Raw genomic sequence first — 12,419 nt, forward strand, 5'->3', positions numbered from 1 at the left:
CCTCCCGCAAAGGAAATCGGGCGCGCCGCGAAGCGGCTGCGCCCGTATTGTCGTACCGCGTTCCTGCCGTCTGCTGTCTGTCGTTCCTGCCGTCTGCCGTCTGCTGTGCGACGACCACCCCAGACCTACTACAGCCCACTCGCCCCCGATGGCGCATCCGTCTTCGGCTTCGGCGCCGCCACCACGCCCTGCACGGGCGTTGGCGTCTGCCAGCTTACAGGCACCTGCACTTCGTTCACCCCGGTGCTGCTGGATGGGCTCCATTGGCCAGTGAATCCGCCCACCGTCGTACCGCCGAAACGGCCGAGCTTCACGCTGAGGCGCGAAACACCAATGCGGCTTTTGACCACGGCGCCCAACCCCACCGTGGCAACCGCCCAGGTAAACGCCACGGCGACGAGGCGGGTGATGGCGCCCAGTACGGCCACATTCGCGGCCAAGGCCGCGCCGAACCACACCAGTGACAGCGTCACCAGCCCTACCGCAAGGCCGCGCAGCGCCGCGCCGCGCTCGGACGTGGCCCGGCCACGCCCCGCGATGGCCCGCCCGATGACCATGGCCACCGCCAGAATGCCCAGCGTCACGGCACCGGCGAGCGCCAGCGCCCAGGCCAAGGCGGCCACCGGAATGGCCAGGATACCGATAATGGTGATCGCGCACGCCAGGAGCAGGACGACCAGCGCCGGCACGGCCAGCAGCTGGGTGAGCAGGCCCGCCCAGAAGCTGCCGCTCACATCGCGCGCCGCGCCCTTGGCCACGGCCAGCAGCGCCTCCTCGGCGGTCATGAGCACCACCAGCCCAATGACCAGGCCAATGCCGAAGGTACCGGCGACGGCAACGAGCGTGGTGGAGAGCATGTCCGGTTTCCGTGATTCAGCGGGTGCGTGATGACGAGGCGAGCGCCCGGATGCCCACGACGCCCATGCCGGCGACCGCCACGAATCCGCCCAGCGCGACGGCCATGACTTCGGGAGAACTGCCGCGCAGGGCGTCGAGCCCGGGCTGCCCCAGGACGGTCGAGGCCAGATCGCTACCCGCCGCCACCACCTGCTCACGGGAGCGCTCGAGCCCCAGCTGGGCCAGCAGCAGTCCCATGTCGGCGCGGGCCACGGCCCAGGTGGCCCCGGCCGTGGCCAGCCCGGCCCCCACCGCAGCCGCGAAGCCGGCCGCCAGACGGGCCGGACGGCTGGCGGGGATGAACTGCTCCACCGCGCGGGTGGCGGCCGCATGCCACGGCTCGAAGACCTGCACCTGGCTCATGACCCGGTCCGCAAACGCCGGAGAGGGGGCGAAGTCGGGGAGGGCGTCGAGCGCCAGCATGATCTCCTGCGCACTGGCCATTTCGGCCTGGCACACCGAACACGAAGCGGCGTGCGCCCGCAACTGGGCCACGCCGAAGCCCTCTTCCCCGTCGAGAAGGAGCTCGATTTCGTCTGGTCTGAGGTGGCGATCGATCATTGAGGTACCTCCATGCGGGGCCTACGTGCAGCAGCGGGGCGAAGTTTCAGGGACATCCAGCGGATTTCGGTACGGGGAAGGCCCGGCAGGCTGACGCCCGCCAAATCTTCCGGAAAGGCGGAGCCGCAGGTCACTGACGCAGGGGTTCGAGGGCCTTGCGGAGCTCATGCCGGGCGCGGTGGATGTACGTCTTCACCGTCCCCAGCGGGAGGTCGAGCGTGGCCGCGATTTCCTCGTAGGCGCGCCCCTCCACATGTCGCAGCATGATGCAGGCGCGATACTCCGGGCGCAGCGCGGCGATGGCCCGTTCGATGGCCGACCCCAGCTCCTTGGCCTCCATTTCGTCCAGCGCGCTCTCCTGCTCCGACACCAGCTCCAGCGACGACGCCTCCACCTCCGACGCCGTCGTCGCGTGCGGGCTGCCGTCCATGCTGATCGTGTCCAGCTTGCGGCGCCGCAGGTGATCGATGGCGACGTTGTTGGCGATCTTGAACAGCCAGCTCGAGAACTTGAACTCGGGGCTGTACTTGTCGATGTGATTGAGGACCTTCACGAAGGCGTCCTGCGCCAGGTCCTCGGCAGTTTCCCGGTCGCGCACCATGCGGAAGACGAGCGAAAACACGGGCCGCTCGTAGCGGCGCACGAGTTCGCGAAACGCGAGCTCGCGCCCCTGCTGGGCGAGGCGGACCACATCGGCGTCGGGGAGTGTTCCCAGCTCGTCGGGCATTGGCATGCGCAGGGGCCAAAGCTAGTCCAGCATCCCCGGCCGGACCAGCCACAGGGGCAATGATTCCGGACCGGCCCCGCGTCCCGTCGCCGCGCGAAAGCCGCGTTCCGGCGCTTGCTCGGCCTGCCTCGCCCCTCGATGTTTCGGGATGCCACGCATTCTGGACGCGCCTTCCGCCGCGTCGAGCCACCCGGGCGATGACCTGCAGGTCGCCGCCAGCGCCGCCCAGGGGGAAGGGAAGCGCGAGTATGTGCAGCGCATGTTCTCCGACATTGCGCCGCGCTACGACCTGCTCAACCACGTCCTCTCCCTCAACATCGACAAGCGCTGGCGCAAGCGGGCGCTGCGTGCGCTCGCCTGGAATGCGCGTCCCGCCGGCACCTACCTCGACCTGTGCGCCGGCACCCTCGACGTGGGGGCGCTGCTGGTGCGGCAGCCCGGCTTTCGCGGGTTCGTGGCCGGAGCCGACTTCGCGGTGCCCATGCTGCAGCACGGCAAGGGGAAGGCCCCGTATGCGGTGCTCACGCCCGTGGGCGCCGATGCCCTGCAACTGCCCTTTGCTTCCGGCAGCATCGATGGGGCCATCGTGGCCTTCGGCATCCGGAATGTGGCCGACCTCGACGCCGGCCTGCGTGAAGTCCGTCGTGTGCTGCGCCCGGGGGCGCGCTTCGTCATTCTCGAATTCTCCACGCCGCGCTTTGCGCTGGTCCGTGCGGCGTACCTCGCCTACTTCCACCACGTGCTCCCCTTCATCGGGCGACTCGTGAGCGGGCACAAGTCGGCGTACACGTATCTCCCCATGTCGGTGGCGAACTTCCCCACGGAGGAAACGCTGGCCGAGCGCATGCGCGCCGCCGGCTTCTCCACCGTGACGTGGGAGCGACTCACGCTCGGCATCGCGGCCATCCACACGGGCACCGTGTAACCAGCCCGTTCGCGGGCGACTCACTCACGCATGGCACTCGATACCCTTTCCGAATTCATCGACGCGATCGATCGCCTCGGCGAGCTGCATCGCATATCGCAGCCGGTGAAGGTGCATCTCGAACTCACCGAAATCGCCGACCGGGTCTCCAAGATGCCGGGTGGCGGCAAGGCGCTGCTCTTCGAGAAGCCGGTGCTGCGCGATGGCACCATCGCGCAGTATCCGGTGGCGATCAACCTCTTCGGCTCCATGAAGCGCATGGCGCTTGCGCTCGGCGTCGAGAGCCTCGACGACATCGGCGCGCGCATCACGCAGCTCATGGATCTCAAGGTGCCCGATGGCTTCCTTGGCAAGCTGTCGCTGCTGCCGCGTCTGCTGGAGGTGAGCAAGTTCCCGCCGCGCACCTCCCGCGTGCATCCGAGCTGCCAGGAAGTCGTGTGGCAGGGTGACGAGATCGACCTCGACCGCATCCCCGTGCTGCACTGCTGGCCCGAAGACGGTGGCCCGTACATCACCATGACCGCCGTGATTTCCAAGGACCCCGTGCGCGGCATCCGCAACGTGGGTATGTACCGCGTGCAGCAGTTGGGCAAGAAGCATGTGGCCATGCACTGGCAGCGCCACAAGACGGGCGCCGAGCACATGCGGCAGATGGCGGAGCGTGGCGAGAAGATGCCGGTGTGCATCGTGGTGGGGAGCGATCCTGCCAGCATGTTCAGCGCCAGCGCGCCGCTCCCGCCCAACATCGACGAGTTCCTCTTCGCCGGCTTCCTGCGGCGAAAGCCGGTTGCGCTCACCAAGGCGGTGTCCAACGATCTCGAAGTGCCCGCCGATGCGGAGTTCGTGATCGAGGGGTACATCGACCCGGCCGAAGCGCTGATCGTGGAGGGGCCATTTGGCGATCACACCGGCTTCTACAGCGAGGCAGATCTGTACCCGCGCGTGCACGTGACGGCGGTGACCATGCGCAAGAACCCGGTGTACGCCACCACCATCGTGGGCCGGCCGCCCATGGAAGATTTCTATCTCGGGCACGCCACCGAGCGCATCTTCCTGCCGCTGCTCAAGCTCACGACGCCGGAGATCGTGGACTACCACATGCCGGCCGAGGGCGGGTTCCACAACCTCGTGTTCGTGAGCATCGACAAGAAGTATCCCGGCCATGCCGACAAGGTGATGCACGCCTTGTGGGGGCAGGGGCTCATGTCGCTGGCCAAGGTGCTGGTGGTGGTGGACAAGGAGATCAATGTGCGCAACCCGGTGGAAGCCTGGTGGGTGGCGCTCAACAACATGGACCCGCAGCGCGACGTGCGCTTCACCATGGGGCCGGTGGACGTGCTCGATCATGCCAGCCGCGCCTTCACGTACGGCAGCAAGATGGGGATCGACGCCACGCGCAAATGGCCGGAGGAAGGCTTCACGCGGGCGTGGCCCAAGGTGATTGAAATGGATGCGGCCACGAAGCAGGCGGTCGATGCCAAGTGGGCGAGTCTCGGGTTGGGCCCGAGGCCGTGAGCCGCCGGTGACCACGCCCTCGAACATCGTGCCCCCCAAGGGCGCGCGTGACGGGCAGCTCATGCGTGGGCAGTCGCTCCCCGTGCGACTGGCCAACTTCGTGAAGCTGCCGCACACGGTGTTCGCCATGCCCTTCTCGCTCGTCGGCGTGATCTTCGCGAGCGTGGTGGCACCGGTGACACCGGCCATCGTGGGGTGGGTGCTGCTGGCGTTCACGAGCGCGCGATTCGCCGCCATGGCGTTCAACCGGCTCGTCGACCGCGATGTGGATGCACTCAACCCGCGCACGGCCATGCGCGAACTGCCGGCCGGCACGCTCACCGTGGGACAGGCGAAGCTGAGTATCGTGGCGAGCAGCGCCCTGTTCATTTTCGCCAGCTTCATGCTCAACCCGCTCTGCCTGGCGCTGTCACCGGTGGCGCTGCTGTGGGTACTGGGCTACAGCTACACCAAGCGATTCACCCGCTGGTCGCACCTGTGGTTGGGGCTCGGGCTGTCCATTGCCCCGGTGGGGGGCTATCTCGCCGTGACCGGCGCGTGGAGTCACCCGGTGTGGCTGCTGCTGGTCCTCGCCGCCGCGGTGGTGTGCTGGAGCGGTGGGTTCGACATGATCTATGCCCTGCAGGATGCGGAGTTCGACACGCGGCACGGCCTGCACAGTGTGCCCAGTACGTTCGGGGTGCACCGCGCGGTGGGCATTGCGCGCCTGCTCCACGTGCTGGCCGTGGGCTGTTTCGCCGCCGTGGTGGCGGCGCAGCCGCTTGGCACCGCGACACCACTCGTCCAGGGCATCCTGTGGGCGGCCGTGGTGGGCATCGCCCTCATGCTGCTCTGGGAACATCGGCTCGTGAAGGCCGACGACCTGAGTCGCATCGATGCGGCCTTCTTCACCATGAACGGACTCATTTCCCTCGGTTTTCTGGCGTTCGTGCTGACCGCCCGCCTTCTGCTGCCGGAGACTCCATGAGCGCCGTGCCGTTCCGCCATCCGGTGGTGTTGGCCATTACCGGGGCGTCGGGTGCTCCCTATGCGGTGCGGCTGCTGCAGGCGCTGGTGGAGCTGCGCGTCCCCACGTGGCTCATCGTGTCGAGCCATGGTTGGCGCCTGTTGCAGACGGAGAGCGGCCTCGGCGACCTTGCCGCGCTGCGGGCGCAGGTAGGGGCCGCGGCATTCGACGCCACGGTCACGGTCTTCGACGACAACGACCGGGGGGCCGCGCCGGCGAGCGGTTCAGCGCGCACCAGCGGCATGGTGGTCTGCCCGTGCAGCATGGGTACCGTGAGCGCCATTGCACACGGGACCTCGCGCTCGCTGGTGGAGCGCGCCGCCGATGTCGCACTCAAGGAGCGTCGTCCGCTCCTGCTCGTGCCACGGGAAACGCCGCTCTCGCTCATCCACCTGGAGAACCTGACGACCGTGACGCGTGCCGGTGCCACGGTCATTCCCGCGGCCCCCGGCTTCTATCACCAGCCCACGGCCATCGCCGAGTTGGTGGACTTCATGGTGGCGCGGGTGCTCGACCACCTGCAGCTCGAGCACACCGTGGGAAAGCGCTGGGGAGCGTCATCGTAGCCCCATGACGCTCGATCCGGTCCTCCTCGAGCGGCAGGTCGAGCGTCAGCGACGTGGCGATCGCCGCAATCAGGGCGTCGTGCTGCTGTACGCCTGGGTCGCCTTCGGTGCCGTCTCGTTCGTCTTCGCGTCGGTGGCGCGCGTGCCGTTTCCCACCCGGCTCTGGGTCGCGGCACTCGGCGGGGTCATTGGGGCCGTCGTCACCGTCGTCGGTGTGCGGGTCGTGCAGGCGGTCGGCGAACGCAGCATGATGGCGGTGCTCGAGCCGGGGGGGCGCGGCAGGGACACGGCCGTGTACTCACACGCCGAGGCGCTCGCCGCGCGGGGCGATCTCGCGGGGGCCTCGCAGGCATTTGCGCAGGTGCGCGCCGAACATGGCGATCGCGCGTCGCTGCTGCGGGCCGAGGCTGAAGTGCAGCTGCGGGCCGAGGGGGATCCGTCGAGCGCGCGCGAACTGCTCATGCGGCTGCGCAAGGCCCCCGATGCCACACGTGCCGACGAGCTGTATGCGACGCACCGGCTCGTGGACCTGTATCTTGGCCCGCTGGCCGACGAGGCGCGGGCCATGTCAGAGCTGCGCCGGTTGGCCGAACGCTTCCCCGGCACCCGCGACGCCGAGGGAGCCCGTGCCGAGCTCGAGCGCCGCCGCGCGCTGCGCCGGCATCCCGATTCGCCCTTGTCCTGAGTACCACCATGAAGCGCGCGACCATCATTGGTCTCATTTCCGATACGCACGGCCTCGTGCGCCCCGAAGTTTTCGAGGCGCTGCAGGGAGTGTCGCAAATCCTCCATGCCGGCGACGTGGGGCCCGCCGATGTCCTCACCGAACTGGCAACCATCGCTCCCGTCCGGGCGGTCTTCGGCAACACCGACGCCCCGGGGCGCCCCGACCTGGTGGAGCGTATCGAAGAGGTGATCGACGGCGTGCGTATCGTGGTCACGCACGGGCACGAGTTGGGCAGTCCCACGCCGCCCAAACTGGTGGGGGCATATCCCACCGCCGACGTGATCGTGTACGGACACACGCACCAGCAACTGGTCACGAAGGCCGCGCGGCGCCTTGTGGTGAACCCCGGCGCCGCCGGCCCGCGGCGCTTCAAGCTGCAACCCTGTGTCGCGAAGCTCTACATCTACCAGGGGCAGGCGGATGTCGAGCTCATTCCGCTGGGGATCGACGCGGAGTAGCGCGAGGCGAGAGGCGAAGAAAAGCTCGTCGGCGTACACGGAGCCACGGAGGCCACGGAGACCAACTGGTGAGGTAAAGCTCTCCGTGCCTTCGTGGCTCCGCGATCTCCGACGAACTGTTCACCCCCCTTGCCGCTCCGCGGCCAAGCCAGCGGATCGCACATGCGTCGCCAGCTTCTCCAGCGCTCCCACCACCGTGTCGGCCGCCAGCGCATCGGCGCCATTGCGCCCGCGAAACCACGACTCCACGAGTAGCAGCTCATCGAGCTGGTCCACCATGGCGCCGGTGGGAGCCTGTGCGGGCGCGCGCTCCATGGCCTGCAGCGCGTTGATCGCGTCGGGGTCGCTGCAGCGCGCTTCGGCCATGACCCGCCCGTGCCGCACGAGATACAGGCGGTCGTCGCCGTCACGTCCCGGCACCGCGTACACGAAGCTTGGCCGCGTGAGCGCTTCCCGCACCCGCGCCAGTTGCGCGTCGAACTCCTGCAGCGCGGTGAGTCGGTCGCGCAGCCATCCGGCACGCTCGTAGGAAAGCGCCGCGCTTGCCACCGTCATTTCGCGCACGAGGTGCTGGTGCGGCGTATCGTCGCGACCCTCGAGCACCGCTCTGGCGCGGGTGAGCTGGGCGCGGTACGCGTACTCGCTCGTGGCCCCAATGCACGGCCCCAGGCAGCGTCGGGTTTCGTACCGATGGCACCCGGGCGTACGCTGCAGCGCCGGGTGGGTCTGTTCGAACAGTTCCGCACTGTCGGTGGTGTGCATGCGGACGCGATCACCGCAGTCACGCAGCCCCAGCGCATCGTTCAGCACGCGCAGCGCGTCCTGCAGCGGACGCCGTGAGGCGAAGGGACCGATGACCTGCGCCACCTCACGCGAGCGGGCGGCGGCGCTGGCCCGTTGAATGCGTAGCCGTGGCGCCGGTCCCCTGCCAATGGTAATGACCCACCACTTGTCGAGCGGTCGCGCCGAGCGGACGTTGTAGCGGGGCAGGTGGGCACGAATGAGGCGCACCTCCCGCAGGAGCGCGGCGAACTCGCTGGGGTGCGGCTCCCACTCGATGCGCGAGGTCTCGCGCAGCAGGCGGGCGTGGCGATGCTCTGGCCACGGCAGGCGGAAGTACGACAACAGCCGCGTGCGCACCTGCGTGCTCTTGCCCACGTACAGCACTTCGCCATGCGCCCCTCGCATGAGGTACACGCCCGGCTCGTTGCGGGCCGTGTCGCGCACCTGCGCCTTGAGACGGGCGACGTCGGCGTCCGGGGTGCCAACCGCGAGGTCCAACTGGGTGGCGAGTGCGGGGCGCGGGCGGCGGCGGGAGAGCGGGAGGGCGGCGGCAAGCCCGCTGGCCAGCTCAGTACTGACACCCCGGGCAGAAGACCGTGCTGCGTCCGTCCACGGCGTGGGTACCGACCAGGCGCCGTCCACAGCGGCGACAGGGTGCCCCGGCGCGACCGTACGCGGCCAGCTGTTCGACAAACCGTCCCCGCTCACCGCGCGCATCCCGGTAGTCGCGAAAGCTGGTCCCACGTGCCGCAATGCTGGCTGAGAGCACGGCGCGCAACTCCGTGCGCAACCGTGAAAGCTCCTGGGGGCTGAGCGTGCATGCTTCGCGTGATGGATCGATTCCGGCGAGCCACAGGGCCTCGTTCGCGTAAATGTTGCCCACTCCGGCGAGCCGCTTCTGATCCATCAGCGCAATCTTGATAGCCTGACGCGACGCCCGAACACAACCCGAAAATGCAGCGTCGTCGGTCGCAGGGTCAAGGGGTTCGAGGCCGAGCGCTCCGGAGTACGCCACGAATCGCGGGGCATCCATGAGCGCCACGGTGCCCAGCCGCCGCACATCGCGGTAATGCAGGGCCCGCCCGTCGTGCAGGGCGAACGTCACACAGCGATAGGCGTGCTCCTCGGCCGGCATCGAACCATCGTCTACCACGAGCCCGCCGGTAAAGCGCGGTTGCACCACGATGCGCCATGCGGGCGCCGCGCCCGCCGCGTCCGGACGCGAGTCCACGTCCAGCACAATGAGCTTGGCCCGGCGCCACACCCGCCGTATCGATTGGCCGGCAAGCGCCTCGGTGAACCCGCGTGCGTCTGCCTCGCGCAGCACGTCGGGGCGGGGCACAGACACCCCGGAAACGACTGCGCCCACGACCATGTCGTGCAGGTCGCGGGCAATCGTTTCGGTTTCGGGGAGTTCAGGCATGCGGGATGGAGTATCGCGTGCGCTGAGGTCGAGAATGAGGCCGACGTCAACGCAAACGCGCGGGTCGAAGTCAGGGGAAACGCGAAATCGCAGAGTTCACCGAGGAGGCGGAGGGCACCGAGGAGCTGTGCGCGTTCCTGCTCGGCGGTGTGCACTGCGCCGTGTCCTCCACCATCGCTGTGAGCTCTGTGCGGGGGCGTTTCCAGAGCACGACGTCCCGCCAGCGCATCGGCGAGTCTAGCCCACCCGCGACGCTTCGCGCCAGCCGATATCCCGCCGGTACACCGCCCCCTCGAACTCGATGCGCGACGCCGCGTCGCGCGATGCCCGCTGTGCGGCGGCAAAACTGTCGGCGAGCGCGGTCACGGCGAAGACGCGGCCACCGCTCGTGAGCAGGTCACCGTTGTCCCCGCGCTTCGTGCCCGCATGGAACACGCGCACGGAGTCGCTGAAGCTCGGCAGATGCACCGGGAAGCCGGTGACCGGGGCATCGGGATAGCCGCCCGACGCCACCACGGTGGTCACGCTGGCGCCGCGGCGCCACTGAAACGGCGCCATGTTCCCGATGCGCGCACCACGTGAAACAGCGAGGAGGGGGTCGAGCAGGCTGCTCGTGAGCATCGGCAGGATGGCCTGGGTCTCGGGATCACCGAAACGACAGTTGAACTCCACCACCTTGGGCCCTTCGGGCGTGAGCATCAGCCCCGCGTACAGCAGGCCGGTGAATGGCGTGCCGCGCGTGCGCAGCGCGTGCAGCGTGGGCAGGAAGATGCGCTCCGTCACGTCATCCACGAGCGACGGGGTGGAGAAGGAGACGGGCGTGTAGGCCCCCATCCCGCCGGTATTCGGCCCCTCGTCCCCATCCAGCAGGCGCTTGTGGTCCTGCGCACCAATCATGGGCAGCACATCATGACCGTCGGCAATCGCGAAGAGCGAGAGCTCCTCGCCGGTCATGAAGGCTTCCACGAGACACTCGGCGCCCGCCTCGCCGAAAACCCGATCGTCGAGGATGCGATCGATCGCGTCGAACGCCTCGGCCTCCGTCTGGCAGACGATCACGCCCTTGCCCGCCGCCAAGCCACTGGCCTTGATCACCACCGGTGCGCCAAACCGGGTGCGGACCGCCTCCTTCGCCTCGCGCGCGAGGCGATGCGTCTCGGCATGGGCCGTGGGGATCCCGGCGGCCATCATGAGCGCCTTCGTGTCGGCCTTGCTGGTTTCCACCGTGGCGGCGCCCATCGTGGGGCCAAACGCCGGGATGCCGCGTTGCTGCAGGTGGTCCACCACCCCGGCGGCGAGCGGCGCCTCGGGGCCCACCACCACCAGCCCGACCTGCTCGGCTTCCGCCAGCGCCGCCACCTCGCGGGGGTCGTTGGCGTTGATCGACACGAGACGCGCCAGCTCCGCGATACCCGGGTTCCCCGGCGCCGCGATGAGGTCGACCGGCGTGTTCTCTCGGGACAGCGCGTCCGCGAGGGCATGTTCACGGCCGCCCGAGCCAAGGAGGAGGATCTTCATGGGCGGAAATCTATCCGGGGAGGGAACTGCTCGTCGAAGACACGGAGCCGCGGAGGCACGGTGAACAACAAAGCAAAAGGCACCCGATCATCATGTACGATCGAGTGCCCCCCGCGTCTCCGCAGCTTCATGTCTCCCACGAGCCGTTCAGGGTCCCGCCGGGCGATCTGGTGCCGGTGGCTCACTGGGCGGCGGCGGTGCACTCGGCGCGGCATCACTCATGCTCGCGGCGGCCTTGAACGCATCCCGGAAGGCATCTGCGGCGCGATTGATCACGCCGCCCACAGCGTCTGCCGCTTCCTTGGCCTTCTCCATGTAGTAATCCGAGGCGTCGCGCAGATCGTCGCGGAACGGACGCTCGGCCTCGCTGCCACGTCGGATGTAGTCGCCGCCAAGGACTGCACCGTACGCGCCCGACTGCTGCCACCGGTTCAGCTCACCGGCACGCACCGTGTGAAACGGGTGCTCACGCAGCGCGGTATTGAGCGCCTTGAGCACGCTGTCCCACGCCGAGCCTCCCATCTGGTACTCCTCGGCCTGCGCGAGATACGCGTCGAGATCGATGGTATCCCCGTCGGCCTTCCCCCCGGCGAGCTTCAGAAAGGTCATGAGGCTGCTGCGGGGATCCTGTGTGCCCAGCATGCCGGCGCGATCGGCGCTGAGCTCCGAGGTGCGGTACCACTCCAGCAGCGCCAGCTGGAAGGGCAGGAGCGCGATGCTGGCCAACAGGGGGAGCGCACTCATGCCGAAGAAGAGCACAATGAGCGCAATCGTCCGGTACGTGGTGCGGCCGGTCATGATGTGGCCAAGCTGCTGCGCCAGCACGAAGCGTTGTTCGTCGGCGGAGAGCAGTTCGAGCGTTCCTGAACTGATCACGATGAACGGCTGCTCGAACCCCACGGCGCCGGCGTTGGCGATCGGGGTTTGCGCCACGTAGAGTTGCGGCGCCGGCTGGCCGGCAGCCGGCCAGTCGAGGGTCTGCAGCACGTCGAGATACCGGGCATACAGGGCCGGGCGTTGCGTCGGCCCCACGAGGACCGCGTCGCCCAGGAACAGATTGCGGACGCCGCGTTCGCCAAAGGCGCCGGCGATCTTGCGCACGACCTCGTCGAAACCGGGGAGGGCCCGCAGGGCGCGCAACGCGGCCCGATCGGCGGGATGCTCCCAGGTCACGGAGCTGATCTGCGTGAGTTGGATGGCCATGGGGGACCGTACGGCAAGAGATCCGGAAAGGTTGCAGGGGGGGCACTCGCCACGCGAAACAGGCAACCCGTCACTCCCGCGGAGTTCCGAGTTGCCTGTTTCGAGTTATG

At 68.6% G+C, this 12,419-nt stretch carries 13 protein-coding genes; 6 read left to right on the forward strand and 7 right to left on the reverse strand.

Features of this window, described 5'->3' with window-relative positions:
• Positions 1-128: 128 nt before the first annotated feature.
• The 3 genes from LW840_RS16185 to LW840_RS16195 all read right to left on the reverse strand — a co-directional run bounded on the left by LW840_RS16185 (position 129) and on the right by LW840_RS16195 (position 2,191).
• Positions 129-857: a hypothetical protein gene (locus LW840_RS16185; protein ID WP_291277371.1), complete on the reverse strand. Its 729-nt coding sequence runs from the start codon at positions 855-857 to the stop codon at positions 129-131.
• Positions 858-873: 16 nt separating this feature from the next.
• Complete coding sequence (locus LW840_RS16190) at positions 874-1,458, reverse strand: hypothetical protein (protein ID WP_291277372.1); 585 nt, start codon at positions 1,456-1,458, stop codon at positions 874-876.
• Between the two features lie 130 nt (positions 1,459-1,588).
• Positions 1,589-2,191 carry a sigma-70 family RNA polymerase sigma factor gene (locus tag LW840_RS16195; protein WP_291267464.1) on the reverse strand — a complete coding sequence of 201 codons (603 nt, stop codon included), beginning with the start codon at positions 2,189-2,191 and terminating at the stop codon, positions 1,589-1,591.
• A gap of 142 nt (positions 2,192-2,333) precedes the next feature.
• On the opposite strand from LW840_RS16195, the gene LW840_RS16200 reads away from it, so the two are divergent.
• Genes LW840_RS16200 through LW840_RS16225 form a run of 6 tightly spaced genes read left to right on the forward strand, consistent with a single transcriptional unit; the run spans position 2,334 to position 7,382 of the window.
• Entirely contained in the window at positions 2,334-3,110 is a 777-nt protein-coding gene (locus LW840_RS16200; RefSeq protein ID WP_291269460.1) for a ubiquinone/menaquinone biosynthesis methyltransferase, read from the forward strand.
• Positions 3,111-3,140: 30 nt separating this feature from the next.
• Positions 3,141-4,625: a menaquinone biosynthesis decarboxylase gene (locus LW840_RS16205; protein ID WP_291277373.1), complete on the forward strand. Its 1,485-nt coding sequence runs from the start codon at positions 3,141-3,143 to the stop codon at positions 4,623-4,625.
• A 7-nt stretch (positions 4,626-4,632) separates the two neighbouring features.
• Positions 4,633-5,592, forward strand: a complete 960-nt coding sequence (locus LW840_RS16210; RefSeq protein ID WP_291260769.1) for a UbiA-like polyprenyltransferase — start codon at positions 4,633-4,635, stop codon at positions 5,590-5,592.
• Positions 5,589-6,197: a flavin prenyltransferase UbiX gene (locus LW840_RS16215; RefSeq protein ID WP_291260770.1), complete on the forward strand. Its 609-nt coding sequence runs from the start codon at positions 5,589-5,591 to the stop codon at positions 6,195-6,197. Before LW840_RS16210 ends, LW840_RS16215 begins: the two co-directional genes overlap by 4 nt.
• A gap of 4 nt (positions 6,198-6,201) precedes the next feature.
• Complete coding sequence (locus LW840_RS16220; RefSeq protein ID WP_291277374.1) at positions 6,202-6,882, forward strand: hypothetical protein; 681 nt, start codon at positions 6,202-6,204, stop codon at positions 6,880-6,882.
• 8 nt (positions 6,883-6,890) lie between these two features.
• Complete coding sequence (locus LW840_RS16225) at positions 6,891-7,382, forward strand: metallophosphoesterase family protein (protein WP_291267468.1); 492 nt, start codon at positions 6,891-6,893, stop codon at positions 7,380-7,382.
• Between the two features lie 120 nt (positions 7,383-7,502).
• On the opposite strand, the gene LW840_RS16230 is transcribed toward LW840_RS16225, so the two are convergent.
• From LW840_RS16230 to LW840_RS16245, 4 genes are all read right to left on the reverse strand, one after another.
• Complete coding sequence (locus LW840_RS16230) at positions 7,503-8,663, reverse strand: GIY-YIG nuclease family protein (protein WP_291277375.1); 1,161 nt, start codon at positions 8,661-8,663, stop codon at positions 7,503-7,505.
• 70 nt (positions 8,664-8,733) lie between these two features.
• Positions 8,734-9,588, reverse strand: a complete 855-nt coding sequence (mutM, locus tag LW840_RS16235; RefSeq protein WP_291277376.1) for a bifunctional DNA-formamidopyrimidine glycosylase/DNA-(apurinic or apyrimidinic site) lyase — start codon at positions 9,586-9,588, stop codon at positions 8,734-8,736.
• Between the two features lie 237 nt (positions 9,589-9,825).
• Positions 9,826-11,106 carry a phosphoribosylamine--glycine ligase gene (gene purD / locus LW840_RS16240; protein WP_291260775.1) on the reverse strand — a complete coding sequence of 427 codons (1,281 nt, stop codon included), beginning with the start codon at positions 11,104-11,106 and terminating at the stop codon, positions 9,826-9,828.
• Between the two features lie 147 nt (positions 11,107-11,253).
• Positions 11,254-12,309 carry a M48 family metallopeptidase gene (locus tag LW840_RS16245; RefSeq protein ID WP_291277377.1) on the reverse strand — a complete coding sequence of 352 codons (1,056 nt, stop codon included), beginning with the start codon at positions 12,307-12,309 and terminating at the stop codon, positions 11,254-11,256.
• Positions 12,310-12,419: the final 110 nt, after the last annotated feature.

Source organism: Gemmatimonas sp. (assembly GCF_021298855.1).
GTDB lineage: Bacteria > Gemmatimonadota > Gemmatimonadetes > Gemmatimonadales > Gemmatimonadaceae > Gemmatimonas.

What these genes read in the sequence shown, in the direction of transcription:
- LW840_RS16185 (WP_291277371.1), bottom strand. Translation starts at nt 857, where the DNA reads ATGCTCTCCACCACGCTCGTTGCCGTCGCCGGTACCTTCGGCATTGGC.
- LW840_RS16225 (WP_291267468.1), top strand. Translation starts at nt 6,891, where the DNA reads ATGAAGCGCGCGACCATCATTGGTCTCATTTCCGATACGCACGGCCTC.
- LW840_RS16215 (WP_291260770.1), top strand. Translation starts at nt 5,589, where the DNA reads ATGAGCGCCGTGCCGTTCCGCCATCCGGTGGTGTTGGCCATTACCGGG.
- mutM (WP_291277376.1), bottom strand. Translation starts at nt 9,588, where the DNA reads ATGCCTGAACTCCCCGAAACCGAAACGATTGCCCGCGACCTGCACGAC.
- LW840_RS16245 (WP_291277377.1), bottom strand. Translation starts at nt 12,309, where the DNA reads ATGGCCATCCAACTCACGCAGATCAGCTCCGTGACCTGGGAGCATCCC.
- LW840_RS16205 (WP_291277373.1), top strand. Translation starts at nt 3,141, where the DNA reads ATGGCACTCGATACCCTTTCCGAATTCATCGACGCGATCGATCGCCTC.
- LW840_RS16195 (WP_291267464.1), bottom strand. Translation starts at nt 2,191, where the DNA reads ATGCCAATGCCCGACGAGCTGGGAACACTCCCCGACGCCGATGTGGTC.
- LW840_RS16200 (WP_291269460.1), top strand. Translation starts at nt 2,334, where the DNA reads ATGCCACGCATTCTGGACGCGCCTTCCGCCGCGTCGAGCCACCCGGGC.
- LW840_RS16190 (WP_291277372.1), bottom strand. Translation starts at nt 1,458, where the DNA reads ATGATCGATCGCCACCTCAGACCAGACGAAATCGAGCTCCTTCTCGAC.
- LW840_RS16220 (WP_291277374.1), top strand. Translation starts at nt 6,202, where the DNA reads ATGACGCTCGATCCGGTCCTCCTCGAGCGGCAGGTCGAGCGTCAGCGA.
- purD (WP_291260775.1), bottom strand. Translation starts at nt 11,106, where the DNA reads ATGAAGATCCTCCTCCTTGGCTCGGGCGGCCGTGAACATGCCCTCGCG.